Source organism: Vibrio sp. ArtGut-C1 (assembly GCF_002105475.1).
Classification (GTDB): Bacteria; Pseudomonadota; Gammaproteobacteria; order Enterobacterales; family Vibrionaceae; genus Vibrio; species Vibrio diabolicus.
Map to the genome: position 1 here is coordinate 46,319 of NZ_NCTH01000005.1, position 15,638 is coordinate 61,956.

15 protein-coding genes and 9 tRNA genes are annotated in these 15,638 nt (G+C 45.6%); 16 read left to right on the forward strand and 8 right to left on the reverse strand.

Translation table 11 applies throughout. From position 1 onward, the window contains the following. Nucleotides 1-99: 99 nt before the first annotated feature. Both smrA and rluF read left to right on the forward strand, forming a co-directional pair. The gene (smrA, locus tag B7360_RS05915; RefSeq protein WP_085342948.1) at nucleotides 100-681 is read left to right on the forward strand and encodes a DNA endonuclease SmrA; all 582 of its coding nucleotides are present in this window, start codon (nucleotides 100-102) and stop codon (nucleotides 679-681) included. Between the two features lie 95 nt (nucleotides 682-776). Next, complete coding sequence (rluF, locus tag B7360_RS05920) at nucleotides 777-1,934, forward strand: 23S rRNA pseudouridine(2604) synthase RluF (protein ID WP_006743334.1); 1,158 nt, start codon at nucleotides 777-779, stop codon at nucleotides 1,932-1,934. A 68-nt stretch (nucleotides 1,935-2,002) separates the two neighbouring features. Here the strand turns inward: rluF and ybaK are convergent, their stop codons facing one another. The 8 genes from ybaK to hemA form a co-directional block, all read right to left on the reverse strand. After that, nucleotides 2,003-2,476, reverse strand: coding sequence for a Cys-tRNA(Pro) deacylase (ybaK, locus tag B7360_RS05925; RefSeq protein WP_085342950.1), 474 nt, complete (start codon nucleotides 2,474-2,476; stop codon nucleotides 2,003-2,005). 102 nt (nucleotides 2,477-2,578) lie between these two features. Next, nucleotides 2,579-4,261: a bifunctional UDP-sugar hydrolase/5'-nucleotidase UshA gene (gene ushA / locus B7360_RS05930; protein ID WP_085342952.1), complete on the reverse strand. Its 1,683-nt coding sequence runs from the start codon at nucleotides 4,259-4,261 to the stop codon at nucleotides 2,579-2,581. A gap of 151 nt (nucleotides 4,262-4,412) precedes the next feature. Next, nucleotides 4,413-5,264: a 3-deoxy-8-phosphooctulonate synthase gene (kdsA, locus tag B7360_RS05935; protein WP_005384095.1), complete on the reverse strand. Its 852-nt coding sequence runs from the start codon at nucleotides 5,262-5,264 to the stop codon at nucleotides 4,413-4,415. Nucleotides 5,265-5,317: 53 nt separating this feature from the next. Then, complete coding sequence (locus tag B7360_RS05940; RefSeq protein ID WP_005384098.1) at nucleotides 5,318-6,127, reverse strand: SirB1 family protein; 810 nt, start codon at nucleotides 6,125-6,127, stop codon at nucleotides 5,318-5,320. A gap of 6 nt (nucleotides 6,128-6,133) precedes the next feature. Continuing rightward, entirely contained in the window at nucleotides 6,134-6,517 is a 384-nt protein-coding gene (locus B7360_RS05945; protein ID WP_005382225.1) for a SirB2 family protein, read from the reverse strand. Nucleotides 6,518-6,557: 40 nt separating this feature from the next. After that, complete coding sequence (prmC, locus tag B7360_RS05950; protein ID WP_085342953.1) at nucleotides 6,558-7,412, reverse strand: peptide chain release factor N(5)-glutamine methyltransferase; 855 nt, start codon at nucleotides 7,410-7,412, stop codon at nucleotides 6,558-6,560. Nucleotides 7,413-7,415: 3 nt separating this feature from the next. Beyond that, nucleotides 7,416-8,504, reverse strand: a complete 1,089-nt coding sequence (prfA, locus tag B7360_RS05955; RefSeq protein ID WP_006743330.1) for a peptide chain release factor 1 — start codon at nucleotides 8,502-8,504, stop codon at nucleotides 7,416-7,418. Nucleotides 8,505-8,533: 29 nt separating this feature from the next. Next, entirely contained in the window at nucleotides 8,534-9,790 is a 1,257-nt protein-coding gene (hemA, locus tag B7360_RS05960) for a glutamyl-tRNA reductase (protein ID WP_005384104.1), read from the reverse strand. A gap of 161 nt (nucleotides 9,791-9,951) precedes the next feature. Between hemA and lolB the strand changes: the two genes are divergently transcribed. The 14 genes from lolB (at nucleotide 9,952) to B7360_RS06035 (ending at nucleotide 15,636) form a co-directional block, all read left to right on the forward strand. Beyond that, nucleotides 9,952-10,563 (forward strand): lipoprotein insertase outer membrane protein LolB, encoded by a 612-nt coding sequence (gene lolB, locus B7360_RS05965; protein WP_053807691.1) that lies wholly within the window; start codon nucleotides 9,952-9,954, stop codon nucleotides 10,561-10,563. Continuing rightward, nucleotides 10,560-11,432: a 4-(cytidine 5'-diphospho)-2-C-methyl-D-erythritol kinase gene (ispE, locus tag B7360_RS05970; RefSeq protein ID WP_005393173.1), complete on the forward strand. Its 873-nt coding sequence runs from the start codon at nucleotides 10,560-10,562 to the stop codon at nucleotides 11,430-11,432. Before lolB ends, ispE begins: the two co-directional genes overlap by 4 nt. Nucleotides 11,433-11,459: 27 nt before the next feature. Beyond that, entirely contained in the window at nucleotides 11,460-12,404 is a 945-nt protein-coding gene (locus tag B7360_RS05975; protein WP_005393176.1) for a ribose-phosphate pyrophosphokinase, read from the forward strand. A gap of 151 nt (nucleotides 12,405-12,555) precedes the next feature. Further along, complete coding sequence (gene pth, locus B7360_RS05980; protein ID WP_005384112.1) at nucleotides 12,556-13,146, forward strand: aminoacyl-tRNA hydrolase; 591 nt, start codon at nucleotides 12,556-12,558, stop codon at nucleotides 13,144-13,146. A 10-nt stretch (nucleotides 13,147-13,156) separates the two neighbouring features. After that, complete coding sequence (ychF, locus tag B7360_RS05985) at nucleotides 13,157-14,248, forward strand: redox-regulated ATPase YchF (protein WP_005393178.1); 1,092 nt, start codon at nucleotides 13,157-13,159, stop codon at nucleotides 14,246-14,248. Nucleotides 14,249-14,532: 284 nt separating this feature from the next. Further along, nucleotides 14,533-14,609, forward strand: a tRNA-Met gene (locus tag B7360_RS05995). 40 nt (nucleotides 14,610-14,649) lie between these two features. Next, nucleotides 14,650-14,734 (forward strand) — tRNA-Leu (locus tag B7360_RS06000). 32 nt (nucleotides 14,735-14,766) lie between these two features. Continuing rightward, nucleotides 14,767-14,841 (forward strand) — tRNA-Gln (locus B7360_RS06005). A 77-nt stretch (nucleotides 14,842-14,918) separates the two neighbouring features. After that, nucleotides 14,919-14,995 (forward strand) — tRNA-Met (locus tag B7360_RS06010). A 54-nt stretch (nucleotides 14,996-15,049) separates the two neighbouring features. Continuing rightward, a tRNA-Leu gene (locus B7360_RS06015) sits at nucleotides 15,050-15,134 on the forward strand. A 30-nt stretch (nucleotides 15,135-15,164) separates the two neighbouring features. Next, nucleotides 15,165-15,239: transfer RNA gene (locus tag B7360_RS06020), tRNA-Gln, on the forward strand. A gap of 53 nt (nucleotides 15,240-15,292) precedes the next feature. Continuing rightward, a tRNA-Leu gene (locus B7360_RS06025) sits at nucleotides 15,293-15,377 on the forward strand. A gap of 30 nt (nucleotides 15,378-15,407) precedes the next feature. After that, nucleotides 15,408-15,482, forward strand: a tRNA-Gln gene (locus tag B7360_RS06030). 69 nt (nucleotides 15,483-15,551) lie between these two features. Then, nucleotides 15,552-15,636 (forward strand) — tRNA-Leu (locus B7360_RS06035). The last annotated feature ends 2 nt before the right edge of the window (nucleotides 15,637-15,638 follow it).

Sequence of the window (15,638 nt, forward strand, 5' to 3'; positions counted from 1 at the left end):
AGTCGGTTACTTGCCTACTCCGGTTTTTTATTTGATCTCAATGCACCACTCATTGATATAATCCTATTATTCCTCCCTGTTCTTAATGAGATTACTACTATGTCTCACGATGACGATTTTGATCTGTTCCAACAGATGATGGGCGATGTAAAGCCGATCACTCAAGACACCGCCGAACACAAAAAAGTACACCAAGTAACCGAAGCGCAGCTCGCCAAGAGAGAAGCGGCAATCTGGCTAACAGAAGATGACCCAGAATACCTGTCACTTGATCACGCAGAAATGCTGAAACCAGAGGACTTTGTTGAGTTTAAACGTGATGGCGTACAAGACGGGGTTTACCGCAAACTTCGTCTTGGCAAATATCCAATCCAAGCACGCCTAGATCTGCATCGTAAAACATTGAAAGAAGCTCGTGATGAAGTCGTAAAGTTTTTAAAACAGTGCCTATCAATGGACATACGAACGGTCGTTATTGTCCACGGCCGAGGAGAACGCTCAAATCCACCAGCACTAATGAAAAGCTTTGTTAGCAACTGGCTACAACAAATCAGAGAAGTTCAGTGCGTGCATAGTGCGCAACGCTTTCACGGTGGGACCGGAGCCGTTTACGTTCTACTTAGAAAAAGTGCGGAAAAGAAATTAGAAACTCGCGAACGTCACCAAAAACGGTTGGGCTAAATTTCACCCTAATGCTAGAATGCCCGCCCTTATTCTTCCTTCCCTTTCACGGGAAGGAAACTTCATTCGCCGTTGTGAAACGTTAGGAGACAAAAATGTCACAAGACAACGCTAAACGATTAAATAAATTCATCAGTGAAACAGGTTTTTGTTCACGCCGTGAGGCAGACAGACTGATTGAACAAGGTCGTGTCACCATTAATGGAAACAAGCCTGAAATGGGAACAAAAGTGCTACCTGGTGATGATGTTTGTGTGGATGGTAAGCCAGTTGCAGCAAAAGAGAAGCCGATTTATATCGCTCTCAATAAACCAACAGGCATCACCTGTACAACAGAACGAGATGTACCTGGAAACATCGTTGATTTTATCGGTCACAAAAAACGTATCTTTCCGATCGGCCGCTTGGATAAACCCTCTGATGGTCTGATTTTTTTGACCAACGATGGTGATATCGTCAACAAAATCCTCCGTGCTGGCAACAGCCACGAAAAAGAGTACGTTGTGCGCGTGGACAAACCGATTACAGGTGAGTTTCTCAAACAGATGTCGAGCGGCGTTAAGATTCTCGATACCGTCACTCTACCTTGTAAGGTAACGAAAGAGACTAAGTTCTCTTTCCGTATTGTGCTCACTCAAGGACTTAACCGCCAAATCCGTCGTATGTGTGAAGCACTAGGTTACGAAGTCTTTAAGCTTCGTCGTGTTCGAATCATGAATATCTCTCTTGACGGTATTCCGAACGGAAAATGGCGTTACTTAACTGACGATGAAGTCGCTGAGATTCTTGCTATGTGCGATGGTTCGGTGGGTACAGAAGAGGCATCTCGTGTTGACTCAAAAGGCCGCAATATTCGTAAAGCGACCGACGCGAAGTTATATGACAGCCGTGAAGAAAACCAAGACTCGGTATCTCGACGAAATCAAAAGCCACGTACCTACCGCGGAAATAACGCAGACGATTTTCGTCATGCTCCAAACTCGAAAAAAGGTCAACAAAAGCGTCGTCAGCGTGACGATGAAGGCGGACGTCCAGCTAAAGAACATTACAAAGCGAAACCACAAGGTGAACGTAGCAGACCGCAAGGCGAGCATGGAAAATCACACCGTAAACCAGATGCATCGAGCAATACGCACTCAGCAAACAAGCCTCAATCACCGAGTAAGCCTAAGCAGCATTACATGAACCCAAATGCCGCGAAGCCAAGCAAACCAGCTAAACGCACCGGTGGTACATTGAGTCTGAAGAAGTAAGTAACGCTTCTCTGACAGGCAAGATCAAAAAAGGACGCTCATGAGCGTCCTTTTTATTTGTCATGAGTTTACAAACAAAGAGGTGCAAACTGACCACGAGTTAATCCAAGCAAATCTTTCGGGGCGAGTTCAATCTCTAAGCCTCTCTTCCCTGCGCTTACACAGATTGTGTCTTGCTCTGCTGCGCTTTCGTGCAAAAAAGTAGGTAAGGCTTTCTTCTGCCCCAGTGGGCTAATCCCACCAACAACATAACCTGTGGTCTTTTGCGCGATTTCCGGATCAGCCATATCGGCCTTTTTGCCCTTCGCTGCTTTCGCTGCCAGTTTTAGGTTCAGCTTTTGATCAACAGGGATAATCGCAACCGCAAGGTTCTTTGGCTCGCCGTTCAAGCAGAACAGCAAGGTTTTAAATACTGTTTTCGGATCCTGCCCCAGTACTTCAGCAGCCTCCAAGCCATAACTATCGGCTCTAGGGTCGTGCTCATACTGATGAATCGTGTGTGGAATTTTTTTCTTTTTCGCAAGATTAATGGCCGGAGTCATCAAGATTCTCCTCATAAAAACAAAAAGCGCAGATTGAATCGGCTCTGCGCTTTTAGTTAATGATATCAGCGAGTTTGAGTCAATCGCTTTTTCTTTGTTGGGTTACTGATCAATCGCCGTATCAACTAAATACGTGATTTCACCTGAAGGGGCATACTCATTAACATCAATAGGGCTGTGTGTTTCTAAATAATCCTTCAAAACCTCAGCATCGGTAAAACCTGTATTTACATACCCTGGATGATCGTCGATTTTAGGGTAACCATCACCACCAGCGGCATTATAGCTTGGTACGGTAAAGCGGTAATTACCATCTAAGCGAAGTTGTTTATTCCCAATGAACACATTGGTTACCTCACCATTATTGATACTCATCGCAATACCCGCAAACTGCGCGTAAGCTCCAGAGTCGACAGGCTTAGTTGCAACGACATTTAGGTAATCCAATACTTCTTTGCCCGTCATATCTACGTAAGAGACCATATTGCCAAATGGCTGAACAGTCAGCACATCTTTGTAGGTAATGTCACCTGCTGCAATCGAATCACGAACGCCGCCAGAATTCATTACGGCGAAATCTGCTTTTGCACGTTCCATATGAGCCGTTGCAATCAATCGACCTAAGTTAGTTTGCTGGTAACGCACCACATTGCGGTCACCCTCAAGCTTACCGTTAGATTCTGCAATCTTCACGTTTAGCTTGCCCTGACCTTTTTCTTGATAAGGACGAAGAAACTCAAGCATCGCTTCGTCTTGTTCAATCTCTTCTTGGATCAAAACTCGTTGCGACTGACCATCAACTTTAATTTTCTTTTTCAAGTTTACTGGGATCAGATCGTAGCTCACCATCGAGAGTTCACCATTACGAAACTCGTAATCGGCGCGTCCCACATATTTCCCCCACTCATGTGCCTGAACAATATAAGCACCATTTTGTTGATCAGGCTGACATTCATCACCCGGTTTAAAACTCTTTTTGATGACGTTTGGACCTTCCATGCAAACCGGCTCTTGTGAGTGACCACCGACAATCATATCCAGATCACCTTCATTCAAATAACGAGCTAACGCTACATCACCAGGTGCATTGATGCCTCTATTGCCATTCTCATAGTGTCCCATATGTGTGACAGCAAAAATAAGGTCTGGGTACTCCGTGTCTTTCAGCTCAGCAATTAGATTCTTGGCTTCTTCTTTTGGATCACGGAAGTCAATTTGTTCAATGAATTCAGGGTTGCCAAGTTTCGCTGTATCTTCGGTTGTAAGACCAATTACTGCAATCTTAATACCCTGTTTGTTAAACATCGCGTACGGTTGGAATAGGCGCTTGCCAGTATTTTTATCGTAAATATTAGCAGACAACATCGGAAAACTTGCCCATTCTTGCTGCTTGAAAAGCACATCCAATGGATTATCAAACTCGTGATTACCTAGCGCCATCGCATCGTAACCAATTTTGCTCATGCCTTTAAAATCTGGCTCGGCATCTTGTAAATCAGACTCAGGCACTCCAGTGTTGATATCACCACCAGAAAGCAGTAACACACTGCCCCCCTCTGCTTGTATTTCTTCACGCAAATCATCTATTAACGTTTTACGTGCCGCCATACCGTACTCGCCGTATCGATTTTGCCAAAAACGACCGTGATGATCGTTAGTGTGTAGCACGGTCAATTTATAGGTTGTATCGGCATTCCATTCTGGTGCAGGTTGCGTAGCACACCCAGCTAACGAGGCCAAAATAGCGGCACTCAACGCAGTTTTAATAATCAGACGCTGCTTCATTTATTTACCTTTTTTCTTATTGGGAGTCACTGATGCACATTCCCAGCGGCCTAGAGCCTTTACAGCAAGAAGCTGAGAATGATGCGCCATCTGATAAAAAAATAGCCAACACGAGGTTGGCTATTGCATTTGATCACCAGTCATCTGGCGTTTACTTGATATCGATATCTGCAAAGCTCTTGATCAGATCATCAAGAGATTTCATTTGCGCTAGGAACGGTTCTAACTTGTCTAGCGGCAGTGCAGATGGGCCATCACAGCGTGCTTGGTCTGGGTTTGGATGCGCCTCGATAAATAGACCTGCGATGCCTGTTGCTAGACCCGCTTTCGCAAGTTCAACTGTCTGCTCACGACGACCGCCAGACGCCGCACCTGACGGGTCACGCATCTGTAGTGAGTGCGTCACGTCAAAGATGATTGGGCTGCCTTTCGACGCATTTTTCATCACACCAAAGCCAAGCATGTCTACGACTAGGTTATCGTAGCCGTGGCAAGAGCCGCGCTCACATAGGATGATCTTGTCGTTACCGCATTCCGCGAACTTCTCAACGATGTTACCCACTTGACCTGGGCTCATAAATTGAGGTTTCTTCACGTTGATAACCGCACCTGTTTTTGCCATTGCTTCAACAAGGTCAGTTTGACGAGCTAGGAATGCAGGAAGCTGAATAACGTCTACCACGTCAGCGACAGGTTGAGCTTGCGCTTCAGTGTGAACGTCAGTGATGATCTTCACACCAAATGTGTCTTTTAGCTCTTGGAAGATTTTCATACCTTCTTCAAGGCCTGGGCCACGGTATGAATGAACAGAACTGCGGTTTGCTTTGTCAAACGACGCCTTAAATACGTAAGGAATGCCAAGTTTTTCCGTTACTTTTACGTAGTGCTCACAGATCTGCATCGCAAGATCACGAGACTCAAGAACGTTCATACCTGCAAATAGGGTGAATGGCTTGTCGTTAGCAACCTGAATGTCGCCGATATTAACGATTTTCTGTTCCATTTTGATTCTCTTTTTCTGTCCACGATACGCCACAGTTCGGCACATCGATAAAATTAGTGAAGTGTGACGTGCGTTTCACTCATCACATTAACTTGTGATTTTAGTAGCTCAGAAGCCGGATCGTCAGGGCATTGGTCAATAAAGTACTGAAAATCTGACACCGCCACTTGAGGGCACTCTAGCTGTTGGAAAATAAAACCACGGTCACGAATCTCGTATGGGTCATCTGGCACAAAGGTTAACGCAAGGTTCGTACAACGCAACGCCAGCGTGTAGTGCTCTTCACGTAACATCGCGCTTTTGATCAACGCTAACCAGCGACCAATAATGGTTGGATTGTCAGCTTCTTCAAAGTGTTCTGGCTTTAACTGAGCCAACGGTCCTTCTTGCCCAATAAGCCAAGCTTGGAGAATTCTTTCCCCCACATACTCACCATTAAATGGGTTAATGTAGTCTGGCTTTTTATGCATCCAATCGACTTTTAGCAGAAACTGAGTAGGGAAAGTGACTCCCTTCAACGGGAAACCCAGCTTTTTGCCTAGATATAATAAAATCGAACCTAAACTAACCGGAATACCTTTTCGGCGCTCCAACACTTTATCGATAAAGCTGTTGTCCGAAATAAAGTATTCCTGCTCGTCGCCTTTGAATCCCCACTCATGGAAAAACAGTCGTAGGAATGCATCAAATCGCTGCTCTTCATCCGTTTCATGAACAAGCGTGGCTTCCGCATCTTTGTAAAGACGCTCTAACTCTTGTTTCGCCCAATGTACTTTGGTTTCAGGGTTAATCGCTTTGTTTAGCTCAAGCGCACCTTCCACCAACGGTATATTGTCAAAATCTTCGTCAAAAAACTCTAACATGACGTCTTATCCAAATAACGTAGGGCTCTTAGACACAGCAATGTTTGCAGCCATGACCAACCAACCTAATGCGCCGAAAAAGCCAAATATCTTCAGTAGGTTGTTTTTCGCAAGCTTCAACGAGAAGAAACCGAGTGCAATGTACGCCAGTACGCAGGTGATTTTGTTTGTTAACCACGGTGCGGCATCAGTAAACGGGATGAAACCAGTAATGAAAATAAGCGCGATACCTGACACTAGCAATGCAGTATCAACGATGTGGGGAAACACTTTCAAAAAGCGATTATTTCGCTTCGGTGAGTTCATCATCATTAACACGAATCGGATCGATAATAGTGTCGCGCTGAGCGCAATCGTCACTAAGTGTATGTGTTTTAGAGCTACGTACATTTTTCTTCTCTTTTTAGTTAGTGTTTGCTGACTTCCGTGATTAACAGGCAAAACAACCGAGCGTTACTCGATCGTTACCGCCGTAATCTTTTTCCGTGGCAACTTGTTGGTAACCAAAACCACGCATTATCTCACGTACGGCATCACCCTGATCATAACCATGTTCGAATGCCAGCCAACCGCCCACTTCAAGATACTGACGAGCAAGATCCGAGATATGGCGGATATCGGCTAAACCATTCTCCTTAGCAACTAATGCAGATTTTGGCTCAAAGCGCACATCACCTTGGGATAAATGTGGATCTTTTTCATCAATATACGGCGGATTGGAGACAATTAAAGCAAACTTCGTACCTTCTGTAATAGGCTCGAACCAACTGCCTTGAGCAAAGGTCACATTTTTGATGTTTAGCTGCTCAGCATTATACTCTGCAAGTGCTTTCGCTTCTTGCTTGAGATCTACGCCCATCACTTGACGTTTTGGCATTTCAGATGCGAGTGCGATAGCAATTGCCCCCGTCCCCGTTCCAAGATCTAAAATAGGTCCTGTTTGCTCATAGGTCTTATCAAGTGCAACTTCGACCAAACGTTCTGTATCCGGTCTTGGGATCAAGGTAGAGGGAGAAACTTTGAACGGTAGAGACCAAAACTCTCGCTCACCAATAATATAAGCGACGGGTTCACCAGCTAAACGTCGTTCAAGTAGAGCGTCGAATTTCGCTTGTTGCTCTGCTTCTAATGCTTTTTCTGGCCAGGTCAGTAGATAAGTTCGTGGTTTGCCAAGGACATGGCAGAGGAGTACAGCTGCATCGAGAGAAGGCGACTCTTTGCCGCCTTCTGCCAGTTTCGCCGTCGCACTTTTCAGTGCTTGCTCAATCGATTGAACTTGGCTCATCGATTAGCCGTTCTCTGCGAGCGCCGCAAGTTGGTCTGCTTGGTGCTCTTGAATCACAGGATCAATCAAGCTCTGCAGGTCACCTTCCATCACTTCGTTCAAACGGTAGATGGTCAGGTTGATGCGGTGATCAGACACACGACCTTGTGGGTAGTTGTATGTACGAATACGGTCACTACGGTCACCAGAACCTAGAAGGTTACGACGTGTATCAGACACTTCTGCGGCACGACGCTCTTCTTCCGCTTGAACGATACGAGCAGCAAGAACCGCCATCGCTTTCGCTTTGTTCTTGTGCTGTGAACGCTCGTCCTGACACTCTACCACCGTACCCGTTGGTAAGTGGGTAATACGGATTGCAGAATCCGTGGTGTTAACGTGCTGACCACCCGCGCCAGATGCACGGAACGTATCGATTTTCAGGTCTGCTGCTTTGATTTCTGGCAGATCCGCCTCTGGGATTTCCGCCATCACCGCTACGGTACATGCAGAAGTATGCACACGGCCTTGGGATTCAGTTGCAGGAACACGCTGTACACGGTGACCGCCAGACTCAAACTTCAGTACGCCGTACGCACCGTCGCCGCTCACTTTTGCGATCATCTCTTTGTAACCACCGTGTTCAGCTTCGTTTGAAGACATCACTTCGATGCGCCAGCCACGCTTTTCTGCGTACTTGCTGTACATACGGAATAAGTCACCCGCGAAAATACCCGCTTCGTCGCCACCCGCACCTGCGCGAATTTCTAGGAAACAGTTACGATCATCGTTCGGATCTTTTGGCAGAAGAAGAATCTGTAGCTCATCAGTAAGACGCTCAATCGTCGCTTTCGCTTCTTTGATTTCTTCTTGCGCCATTTCACGCATTTCTTCGTCGTCTTCGTTTGCCATCTCTTCAGCGGCGACAAGATCTTCTTGCGCTTGTTGATAAGCTTGGAAGCACTTGGTTACTTCTTCTAGCTGAGAGTACTCTCTTGATAGAGCACGGAATTTGTCCTGATCTCCAATAACATCAGGATCACCAAGAAGATGTTGAACTTCTTCGTAACGTTCTACTAGCGTTTCTAGCTTAGTCAGAATAGAGGCTTTCATAGTGTCGTTTTCTTAATAAAAAGCGTGAGTTATAGATCATCCAAGCCAAGTGTTTGGCGGATAATCGTTAATTTTGCTGGTTCGCCTTGCTCTGCTGCACTTTGCAATGCGCGAGTTGGAGCGTGAATCAGTTTGTTGGTGAGTTTATTACTCAGCTCGCGCAGCACTTTCTCCGGATCTGCGCCTGCCGCTAAAGATTGCAAACTTTTGCTCAGTAACTCTTCACGAATTTCGTTGGCTGATTTGCGATAGTCGCGAATACTATCGACGGCTTGCAGTGAACGCAACCATGTCATAAACGCAGCGCTTTCTTCACTAACAATCGCTTCGGCTTGAATCGCTTCGACTTTACGCTGCTCAATGTTGCTGTCGATGATAGATTGCAAGTCATCAACCGAATACAAATATGCGTCGTTCAGTTCACCGACTTCCGACTCTACATCTCGCGGCACCGCAATATCGACTAACAAAATAGGTTGATGTCGGCGCTGCTTCAGAGCAGTTTCGACCATACCTTTGCCAATAATAGGCAATGGGCTCGCCGTTGAGCTAATCACGATATCCGCTTTCGCCAAATGTTCAGGAATTTCGTTTAAACTGATGACTTCTGCGCCAAATTGATCCGCTAAGCCTTGCGCGCGCTCTTTGGTACGGTTTGCGACAATCATTTTTGTGCAGCCGTTGGATGCTAAATGCTTCGCGACCAGTTCAATCGTCTCACCCGCACCAACCAAAAGCACGGTTGAATCAGATAACGACTCAAAAATATGTTTCGCCAATGTACATGCGGCATAAGCCACGGACACAGCATTACCGCCGATATCTGTTTCTGTTCTCACACGCTTTGCGACTGAGAACGTCTTTTGAAACAGTTTATCAATTGAAGCATCGACGGCTTGATGATCTCGCGAGTCAGAAAATGCTTGCTTTACCTGCCCCAAAATTTGAGGCTCACCCAACACCAGAGAATCTAGCCCACATGATACGCGCATCAAATGCTTAATTGCGGCTTGTTCTTCATGCACATACAAACTCGGCATTAAATCTTCGCGGCTCACTTGATGAAACTGAGCAAGCCAATCGATTAACTTATTTCGCGCTCCTTGCTTAACATCGCAGTACAACTCAGTTCGGTTACAGGTTGAAACAATCACACTGCCGTTAACCGCTTCGTGCTCTCTAAGTTGCTCGAGTGCAGGGCCGAGTTTATCCGGACCAAACGCCACCTTCTCTCGCAAGTCGACAGACGCTGTATTGTGATTGATTCCAATAGCAAGCAAGGACATCTAACGTGGTATCTCTGGGATAGGTTATAAAATAGGTCCAGAATTTTACTGTAAGCACGCATTTATTGAAAGGGTAAGCCGGATTTGTTTTCCTAACTGCGACTTTTCAATGCTATAGTTGTGAGCGATTCCCGACGAAACTGATCAATAAGCCATCAAACATGACGTTACGCTCCTTTATTCTTTTTTTCTTGTCGAGCTTACTGCTCGCTGGTTGTTCCTCCGTTCCTGAAAGTGTTACCAGCGTTGAATGGCAAGCTCATGAGCAACGACTCGAGGCCATCCAAGATTTTCAAGCAACGGGAAAACTTGGTTATATTGGCCCAGACCAAAGACAAAATTTAAATTTCTACTGGAAACATTCTTCAGCACTCAGTCAACTACGTTTAACAACGATTCTTGGTCAAACGGCATTAAAGCTCACCATCACACCACAAGGTGCCACAGTAGAAACTTACGACGACCAGGTCCTTTCCTCTCGCAGTGCAAACCAGCTAATTTACCGTCTTACGGGGTTAATGATGCCCGTTGAACACATGCCTGACTGGCTATTAGGCCTACCGACCGATGCCGACAAATTCCAATTGTCCCCAACCAATACACTGCAAGCGTTAAACAAACAAATTGGTTTAAATGATTGGAGTATTGCTTATCAACGGTATGGCGACGTTCAATGGCATGAGCAGTCTCTACCACTGCCAAATAAACTGAAACTCACCACTGCTGACGTAAAAATAAATCTAGTGATCACAAAATGGAACATCACCCAATGATCGAACTTTCAACCCGCTGGCCATCACCAGCGAAATTGAATCTCTTTCTATACATCAACGGTCGCACAGAAAATGGCTACCACGAGTTACAAACCTTATTCCAATTCGTCGATCACGGCGATGAACTGACCATAAAAGCCAACGAGTCTGGCGAGATCACCATTTCCCCTGAAATCGAAGGCGTTCCGCTAAAAGACAACCTAATATGGAAAGCAGCAACCGCGCTTCAAGCTTACTCAAACTGCCCTTTTGGCGCGCATATTGAGCTACAGAAAGTGCTGCCTATGGGTGGGGGCATTGGTGGGGGCTCATCGAATGCAGCTACAGCACTAGTGGCACTGAACTACTTGTGGCAACTGAATCTAACTGACGATGAACTGGCTGAAATTGGTTTAAAGTTGGGCGCAGACGTGCCCGTATTTGTGCGCGGATTTGCAGCTTTCGCTGAAGGTGTTGGCGAGAAACTCTCCCCCGCTTATCCAGAAGAAAAGTGGTATTTAGTCGTCAGACCGAATGTTTCTATCGCAACCGTCGACGTTTTTTGTCATCCAGATCTAACGCGAAACACCCCAAAACGAGATCTAGAAACACTTTTAAATACGCCAAGCGTAAACGATTGCGAAAAAATTGTACGAATGCTCTACCCAGAGGTTGATAAGCAACTTTCTTGGCTGCTACAATACGCGCCGTCAAGATTGACGGGGACAGGATCTTGCGTTTTTGCTGAATTTTCGAGCAAATCTGAAGCAGAAACTATCCTTGCACAACTCTCTGATAAAGTCTCGGCATTTGTCGCTCAAGGGCGCAATATTTCGCCATTAAAAGAGACTTTGGCTGAATACCAATCAGCCTCACACCGACCTATTTAAACTGGACGCAAACCCGAGGTTTCCACTGTGCCTGATATGAAGCTATTTGCTGGTAACGCAACACCTGAACTAGCCCAACGTATTGCTGATCGTCTTTACATCTCTCTTGGTGATGCATCTGTTTCTCGCTTTTCTGATGGCGAAGTTGCAGTTCAAATCAATGAGAATGTTCGTGGTAGCGATGTTTTCATCATTCAATCCACTTGTGCACCGACTAACGACAACCTAATGGAATTGGTTGTTATGATTGATGCAATGCGCCGTGCTTCAGCAGGCCGTATCACTGCAGTTATCCCTTACTTCGGCTACGCTCGCCAAGACCGTCGTGTACGTTCTGCGCGTGTGCCAATTACTGCAAAAGTTGTTGCTGATTTCCTATCTAACGTTGGTGTTGACCGCGTTCTAACTATCGACCTACACGCAGAGCAAATTCAAGGCTTCTTCGATGTACCTGTAGACAACATCTTCGGCACGCCAGTGCTACTTGAAGATATGCAGGCTCGCGGTCTAGATAACCCTGTTGTGGTATCTCCTGACCTAGGTGGCGTTGTTCGTGCTCGCGCAACAGCAAAAGCACTAGGCGACATCGACATCGCAATCGTAGATAAGCGTCGTCCACGTGCAAACGTTTCTGAAGTAATGAACCTAATCGGTGATGTTGAAGGTCGTGACTGTGTGATCGTTGATGACATGATCGACACAGGTGGCACACTATGTAAAGCAGCTGAAGCACTAAAAGAGCGCGGTGCTAAGCGTGTATTCGCTTACGCTACTCACGCTGTATTCTCAGGCAACGCTGCGGACAACATCAAGAACTCAGTTCTTGACCAAGTTATCGTAACTGACTCTATCTCTCTATCTAAAGAGATGGCTGCAACAGGCAAAGTGACAACACTAAGCCTATCTCGCATGCTAGCTGAAGCGATTCGTCGTATCAGCAACGAAGAGTCAATCTCTGCAATGTTCAACTAATCCGAACATTTCAGTTACACTGATTTCAAAAGCACCCCTCTTTGGGGTGTTTTTTTATTTGTACTGATAACCAGAAAATCCCTTGGTCGCCCACTGCGAGAATTCTGTGCTATCATACTGCGCTTTTTGAGATTCCAGAGAGATCCTAACCTTGAGTCAACAAATCAAACTTCTTGTTGGTCTTGCTAATCCAGGACCAGAATACGCCAGAACTCGTCACAATGCGGGCGCTTGGGTTGTAGAAGAGTTAGCACGCGTTCACAACGTTACACTGAAGAACGAACCAAAGTTTTTTGGTCTAACAGGACGCATTATGGTCAATGGCCAGGATCTCCGTTTGCTTATCCCAACCACTTTCATGAATCTATCAGGTAAATCGATCGCAGCGCTTGCGAAATTTTATCAAATTAAACCTGAAGAGATCATGGTCGCTCATGACGAGCTAGACTTACCGCCAGGTGTCGCTAAGTTTAAAAAAGGTGGGGGTCACGGTGGACACAACGGTCTGCGTGACACCATTAGCAAACTGGGCAATAACAAAGATTTTTATCGTCTTCGCATTGGCATTGGTCATCCGGGACACAAAGATAAAGTGGCGGGTTTTGTATTAGGTAAAGCGCCAGCTAAAGAGCAAGAGCTTTTAGATGCAGCAGCTGATGAGGCTGTTCGTTGTCTAGATATCCTGATTAAGGATGGCCTATCTAAAGCACAAAATCGCCTCCACACGTTCAAAGCTGAATAAGGTTACTATCATGGGTTTTAAATGTGGCATCGTTGGTCTACCTAACGTAGGTAAATCAACTCTGTTCAACGCACTAACTAAAGCGGGTATCGAAGCAGCAAACTTCCCGTTCTGTACCATTGAACCAAACACTGGTGTGGTTCCTGTGCCAGATCTACGTCTAGACGCACTAGCTAAGATCGTTAACCCACAGAGAGTTCTTCCAACGACGATGGAGTTCGTGGACATCGCTGGTCTTGTTGCTGGTGCATCACGTGGTGAAGGTTTAGGTAACAAATTCCTAGCTAACATCCGTGAAACAGACGCGATTGGCCACGTTGTACGTTGTTTTGAAAACGAAAACATTGTTCATGTTTCAGGTAAAGTTTCACCTATCGAAGATATCGAAGTGATCAACCTTGAACTTGCAATGGCTGACCTTGATTCTTGTGAGCGCGCGATTCAACGTAACGCGAAGAAGGCAAAAGGCGGCGATAAAGACGCAAAATTTGAACTAACAGTACTAGAAAAACTGTTACCAGTACTAACTGAAGGCGGCATGGCACGCACAGTTGAGCTATCTAAAGAAGAGTTAGCAGCAATCGGCTACCTAAACTTCCTTACACTGAAGCCAACTATGTACATTGCAAACGTAAACGAAGATGGTTTCGAAAATAACCCATATCTAGATGCGGTTCGCGAGTTCGCAGAAAAAGAAAACAACGTCGTTGTACCGGTATGTGCAGCTATCGAATCTGAACTATCTGAACTAGAAGATGAAGATCGCGAAGAATTCCTAGCGGATATGGGGATCGAAGAACCGGGGCTGAACCGTGTAATTCGCTCTGGTTACGAGCTACTGACTCTTCACACCTACTTCACGGCAGGTGTTAAAGAAGTACGTGCGTGGACAATCCCTGTTGGTGCAACTGCGCCTCAGGCTGCAGGTAAGATCCACACTGACTTCGAGAAAGGCTTTATTCGTGCAGAAGTAGTCGGTTACGACGATTTCATCCAATTCAATGGTGAAAATGGCGCAAAAGACGCAGGTAAATGGCGTCTAGAAGGTAAAGACTACATCGTAAAAGATGGTGATGTTGTACACTTCCGCTTCAATGTTTAATTAAATGAATGAATTTTAAACACTTCATTTACACTAAAAGCTAGCTGCTAAGCTGGCTTTTTTAATACCTTAAGTAAATGAGCAAAAATAAATTACCTAACTGCGAGCTAATTTATTTCCAGTTTTAGATCATAAACACGCCTCTTTGTTTAAAAAGGAAGCGAACGAGGTTTTTTCCGAAATTTATTAAAAAAAACTGTTGACGGATCTCACTCAACTTCGCATAATGCGCGCCGTTCCCAACGACAAGACAACAAAGCGTTGAGAGCAAAAAATATGGTTTTGGCTACGTAGCTCAGCTGGTTAGAGCACATCACTCATAATGATGGGGTCACAGGTTCGAATCCCGTCGTAGCCACCATTCCTAAGTGTTCTTTTTATCAGAGCAATTAGGAATAGATGCGGAAGTGGCGGAATTGGTAGACGCACCAGATTTAGGTTCTGGCGCCGCAAGGTGTGAGAGTTCAAGTCTCTCCTTCCGCACCATATTTTGAATAGTCATTGTGACTATTGCCTGCAGGTCTATCGCCAAGCGGTAAGGCAGCGGCTTTTGATGCCGCCATTCCCTGGTTCGAATCCAGGTAGACCTGCCATTATTCAAGTGAGATTCCTTTATAAAAGGGGTTGTCACTGAGAGCGTGAAGGTTTATATTGTCTCGCTCCAAAAGATGGCTACGTAGCTCAGCTGGTTAGAGCACATCACTCATAATGATGGGGTCACAGGTTCGAATCCCGTCGTAGCCACCATGAACAACGTTATTTAGGTTTTTACCAATTACCTTGATAACTACAGAATAAGTTGCGGAAGTGGCGGAATTGGTAGACGCACCAGATTTAGGTTCTGGCGCCGCAAGGTGTGAGAGTTCAAGTCTCTCCTTCCGCACCATTATTGAAGTCTCTTTTATTAGAGCAATGTAGGGCTATCGCCAAGCGGTAAGGCAGCGGCTTTTGATGCCGCCATTCCCTGGTTCGAATCCAGGTAGCCCTGCCATATACAACGATATTGAGATTTTACCAATTATCTTGATATCTACAGATCAAGTTGCGGAAGTGGCGGAATTGGTAGACGCACCAGATTTAGGTTCTGGCGCCGCAAGGTGTGAGAGTTCAAGTCTCTCCTTCCGCACCATTATTGAAGTCTCTTTTATTAGAGCAAAGTAGGGCTATCGCCAAGCGGTAAGGCAGCGGCTTTTGATGCCGCCATTCCCTGGTTCGAATCCAGGTAGCCCTGCCATTATTTTCCTTGAAATACAGGAACGATATTGAGATTTTACCAATTATCTTGATATCTACAGATCAAGTTGCGGAAGTGGCGGAATTGGTAGACGCACCAGATTTAGGTTCTGGCGCCGCAAGGTGTGAGAGTTCAAGTCTCTCCTTCCGCACCATT

Excerpts from the sequence above, each read along its gene's own strand:
- hemA (WP_005384104.1), bottom strand. The coding sequence starts at position 9,790 with ATGTCCTTGCTTGCTATTGGAATCAATCACAATACAGCGTCTGTCGAC.
- ispE (WP_005393173.1), top strand. The coding sequence starts at position 10,560 with ATGATCGAACTTTCAACCCGCTGGCCATCACCAGCGAAATTGAATCTC.
- ychF (WP_005393178.1), top strand. The coding sequence starts at position 13,157 with ATGGGTTTTAAATGTGGCATCGTTGGTCTACCTAACGTAGGTAAATCA.
- B7360_RS05945 (WP_005382225.1), bottom strand. The coding sequence starts at position 6,517 with ATGTACGTAGCTCTAAAACACATACACTTAGTGACGATTGCGCTCAGC.
- smrA (WP_085342948.1), top strand. The coding sequence starts at position 100 with ATGTCTCACGATGACGATTTTGATCTGTTCCAACAGATGATGGGCGAT.
- prmC (WP_085342953.1), bottom strand. The coding sequence starts at position 7,412 with ATGAGCCAAGTTCAATCGATTGAGCAAGCACTGAAAAGTGCGACGGCG.
- prfA (WP_006743330.1), bottom strand. The coding sequence starts at position 8,504 with ATGAAAGCCTCTATTCTGACTAAGCTAGAAACGCTAGTAGAACGTTAC.
- ushA (WP_085342952.1), bottom strand. The coding sequence starts at position 4,261 with ATGAAGCAGCGTCTGATTATTAAAACTGCGTTGAGTGCCGCTATTTTG.
- kdsA (WP_005384095.1), bottom strand. The coding sequence starts at position 5,264 with ATGGAACAGAAAATCGTTAATATCGGCGACATTCAGGTTGCTAACGAC.
- rluF (WP_006743334.1), top strand. The coding sequence starts at position 777 with ATGTCACAAGACAACGCTAAACGATTAAATAAATTCATCAGTGAAACA.
- B7360_RS05940 (WP_005384098.1), bottom strand. The coding sequence starts at position 6,127 with ATGTTAGAGTTTTTTGACGAAGATTTTGACAATATACCGTTGGTGGAA.
- ybaK (WP_085342950.1), bottom strand. The coding sequence starts at position 2,476 with ATGACTCCGGCCATTAATCTTGCGAAAAAGAAAAAAATTCCACACACG.
- lolB (WP_053807691.1), top strand. The coding sequence starts at position 9,952 with ATGACGTTACGCTCCTTTATTCTTTTTTTCTTGTCGAGCTTACTGCTC.